This is a genomic window from Polaromonas sp. P1_E3, assembly GCF_056405935.1.
The window spans coordinates 1-3,736 of the sequence record NZ_JBFUBD010000273.1 but is presented as its reverse complement, the minus strand read 5'-3'; the positions used below and the strand labels follow the sequence as shown (position 1 = coordinate 3,736).

5 protein-coding genes are annotated in these 3,736 nt (G+C 58.7%); all 5 read left to right on the top strand.

Features of this window, described 5'->3' with window-relative positions:
* The coding region (locus AC1D0Z_RS17625; protein ID WP_477659498.1) for a His/Gly/Thr/Pro-type tRNA ligase C-terminal domain-containing protein at nt 1-207 on the top strand (207 nt) is incomplete at its 5' end.
* Nucleotides 208-297: 90 nt separating this feature from the next.
* Nucleotides 298-990: a YfgM family protein gene (locus AC1D0Z_RS17620; protein ID WP_477659497.1), complete on the top strand. Its 693-nt coding sequence runs from the start codon at nt 298-300 to the stop codon at nt 988-990.
* Entirely contained in the window at nt 987-2,141 is a 1,155-nt protein-coding gene (gene bamB, locus AC1D0Z_RS17615) for an outer membrane protein assembly factor BamB (RefSeq protein ID WP_477659496.1), read from the top strand. The genes AC1D0Z_RS17620 and bamB overlap by 4 nt, the downstream gene beginning before the upstream one ends.
* A 30-nt stretch (nt 2,142-2,171) precedes the next feature.
* Nucleotides 2,172-3,515: a ribosome biogenesis GTPase Der gene (gene der / locus AC1D0Z_RS17610; RefSeq protein ID WP_477659495.1), complete on the top strand. Its 1,344-nt coding sequence runs from the start codon at nt 2,172-2,174 to the stop codon at nt 3,513-3,515.
* Nucleotides 3,516-3,566: 51 nt separating this feature from the next.
* Nucleotides 3,567-3,736 (top strand): RNA chaperone Hfq (gene hfq / locus AC1D0Z_RS17605; protein WP_477659499.1); only part of this gene is annotated, 170 nt, incomplete at its 3' end.

Genomic DNA, 3,736 nt, shown 5'->3' with positions numbered 1-3,736 from the left:
GGTGAAGGCATGGGCAGCATGAAATCCCAGTTCAAGAAGGCTGACGGCAGCGGTGCGCGCTACGCACTGATTTTTGGTGAAGCCGAACTCGCCCAAGGCTGCGTTGCCGTCAAACACTTGCGGGGTGAAAAGGACCAGACCTTACAGGCCCAGGTGCTCCAGCCGTTGGGAGATGTCCTGGCCTGGGCTCCCACCCTGCGTGGCTGAGTGTCAATACAGGCCATTTAGACGCTGCCCAGGCCTCTACAATCACCCCAACGCAATCCGCGCCGTTTTCGGGGCAGAACAAAGACTTTTATGGCAAAACATCTCGATTTGGAAGAACAGGAACAGCTTGACGAACTCAAGCATTTCTGGAAACAGTACGGCGACATCATTACGTGGGCCCTGATCGTGGTTCTCGGTGCCTTGGCGGCGTGGAATGGGTACCAATACTGGCAGCGCAACCAGGCGGCCCAGGCCTCAGTCATGTACGACGAGGTCGAGCGAGCCGTGCAGTCTGGCGACATGGCAAAAATCGACCGCTCGTTGTCCGACATGAAAGACCGTTTTGGCCGGACAACTTACGCCCAGCAGGCAGCCTTGCTTGCTGCAAAAGCCTACTACGACAAGGGCAACATCGACGCATCGCGCGCGGCCTTGAATTGGGTCGCTGAAAAAGCCTCCGATGAGGGTTACCAGGCTATTGCACGATTGCGCCTGGCGGCAGTGTTGCTTGAGAAAAAATCCTATGACGAGGCCCTGCAGCAGGTTTCGGGCTCTTTCCCGAAAGACTTCACAGCACTAGTCGCTGATCGGCGCGGCGATATTCTTGCGGCGCAGGGCAAAAGGCCAGAGGCAAAAGTTGAATACGAAAAGGCTTACAAAGAACTCGACGAGCGATCCGAATACCGGCGCCTCGTGGAGGTCAAGCTCAACGCGCTGGGAGTTGATCCGAGCGCAGCGAAAACCAAGGCCGAAGCGCCATCGAATAGCGAGGTGAAAAAATGATTTATAAGCCTTTTAGGCCCCTCATGCTTGTTGTGCGTGCGCCAGCAGCTATCGTTTTGATAGCAATTTTGAGCGGCTGTTCTTTTTTCGGCGGTGGGCCCGCAAAGCCGCAACCTACGGAACTTCAGCCGGTGACAGGCTTGGTGTCCGCGCGCCAGATCTGGACCACCCGCGTGGGGCAGGTGAACTTCCCGCTGGAGATGGGCGTTTCGGGCAACACGGTGGCAGTAGCCAGCGGTGACGGCACCGTGGCGTTGCTGGATGCCCAGACCGGCCGGGATTTCTGGCGCCACGCGCTCAACACTCCTTTGGCAGCGGGGGCCGGAAATGACGGCAAGGTCGTTGCTGTAGTAACGAAGGCTAATGAGGTCATCGCTTTGCAGGACGGCCGGGAGCTCTGGCGCCAGAAGCTGGGTGCCCAGGCTTTTTCCGCGCCCTTCGTGGCCGGCTTGCGCGTATTTGTCCTTGCCGCGGATCGCTCGGTGACGGCCTTTGATGGGCAGACAGGCCGCAAGCTCTGGACGCAGCAGCGACCCAATGAGCCTCTTGTACTCCGTCAGTCAGGCGTCATGCTGGCGGTGGGAGATACGCTGGTCGTCGGTTTAGGTGGCCGTCTCGCGGGCCTGAACCCATCTAACGGCAGCGTTCGCTGGGAAGTACCAATCGCCACGCCTCGCGGCATCAATGACGTTGAGCGGCTTGTCGATCTGGTGGGGCGCGTGAGCAGGCAAGGTGACATAGTCTGCGCGCGGGCATTTCAGGCGAGTATCGGATGCGTCAACACGGCGCGCGGCAACCTTTTATGGAGCAAGCCAGCCAGTGGCATCCAAGGCGTTGATGGCGATGACCGCCTGCTGTTCGGCACGGAGGCCGACGGCACGGTAAATGCCTGGCGCCGTTCTGACGGTGAGCGTGCGTGGACCACAGACCGCCTGCGCTATCGCAGCCTCACGGCGCCGCTGGTGGTGGGCCGCTCCGTCGCTATCGGCGACTTTTCGGGCTACATCCATCTGCTCTCCCGTGAAGACGGGTCCCTGCTCAATCGCCTGACTACCGAAGGTTCGGCCATCGTCGCAACGCCTGTACTTGCAGGCAATACCCTGATTGCGGTGACCCAAAACGGCGGCGTTTACGGCTTCCAGCCTCAATAAGGGCCCGTGGGTCCTGCCAGAAACTGATTGATGAAACCTGTCATAGCGCTAGTCGGCCGCCCGAATGTGGGCAAGTCGACGCTTTTCAACCGGCTGACCAAGACGCGGGATGCGATCGTGGCCGATTTCGCCGGCCTGACGCGGGATCGCCATTACGGTAATGGAAAGCTGGGACCCCACGAATACATCGTGATTGACACCGGCGGGTTTGAGCCTGATGCGGCGTCCGGGATCTACAAGGAAATGGCCAAGCAGACCCGGCAAGCGGTCGCAGAAGCCGATGTGGTGGTCTTTGTGGTCGATGCCCGCGCGGGTATCAGCGCGCAGGACCATGACATTGCCAAATACCTTCGCAAGCTGGGCAAGCCCACCATCCTGACCGCTAACAAGGCGGAAGGCATGACTGAAGGTGTGCAGCTGTCTGAGTTCTTTGAGTTGGGTCTGGGTGAGGTGCTGGCAGTTTCCGCTTCCCATGGGCAGGGCATGCGCACGCTGGTCGACATGGCCCTGGCGCCGCTTAACTTGCCTGACCCTGATGAAGATGCGGAGCCGCAAGACCCTTCCGTCATTCGTCTGGCCGTTGCAGGGCGCCCCAATGTGGGCAAATCCACCTTGATCAACACCTGGCTGGGCGAGGAACGCCTTGTGGCCTTTGACCTGCCCGGTACGACTCGCGACGCTATTTCTGTGCCTTTTGAGCGCGACGGGCAGAAGTTTGAGCTCATCGATACGGCTGGATTGCGCCGCAAAGGCAAGGTTTTTGAGGCCATCGAAAAGTTTTCTGTCGTCAAGACCCTGCAGGCCATCGAAAACGCCAATGTAGTGCTCTTGCTGTTGGACGCCACCCAAGGGGTAACGGACCAGGACGCCCACATTGCCGGCTACATCCTTGAAAGCGGCCGTTCGGTGGTGCTGGCTGTCAATAAATCGGACGCTGTCGACTCTTACCAGCGCGAGCTTCTCGAGCGCTCCATTGAGACCCGGCTGGGTTTCCTCAAATTCGCGGCCATCCATCCGATCTCGGCCATCAAACGGCAGGGCTTGGGCCCGGTCTGGAAGTCAATCGTCCAGGCCCATGCCTCGGCCAACCGCAAAATGTCCACGCCGGTATTGACCCGCCTGCTGCTGGAAGCCGTGCAGTTCCAGCAACCCCAGCGCTCGGGTGTTTTCCGACCCAAGCTGCGTTATGCACACCAAGGCGGCATGAACCCGCCCATCATCATCATTCACGGCAATTCGCTTGAGCACGTTACTGAGTCGTACAAGCGCTACCTGGAAGGGCGCTTCCGCAAGGAGTTCGACCTCGTCGGTACCCCCTTGCGCATCCAGATGAAGAGCTCCCACAACCCCTTTAAGGACAAGGAATCGGCCTAGGACTACATGACCCGGCCGACGCCCTGTGGTAAGGTCAAGTTCTATTAACTTTTGAACACGGAAAATATCGTGAGCAATAACAAAGGCCAGCTCTTGCAGGACCCATTTCTCAACACCTTGCGTCGCGAGCATGTTCCTGTTTCCATTTATCTCGTTAACGGGATCAAATTGCAGGGCCAGATTGAATCCTTCGATCAATATGTGGTTCTGCTTCGCAATAC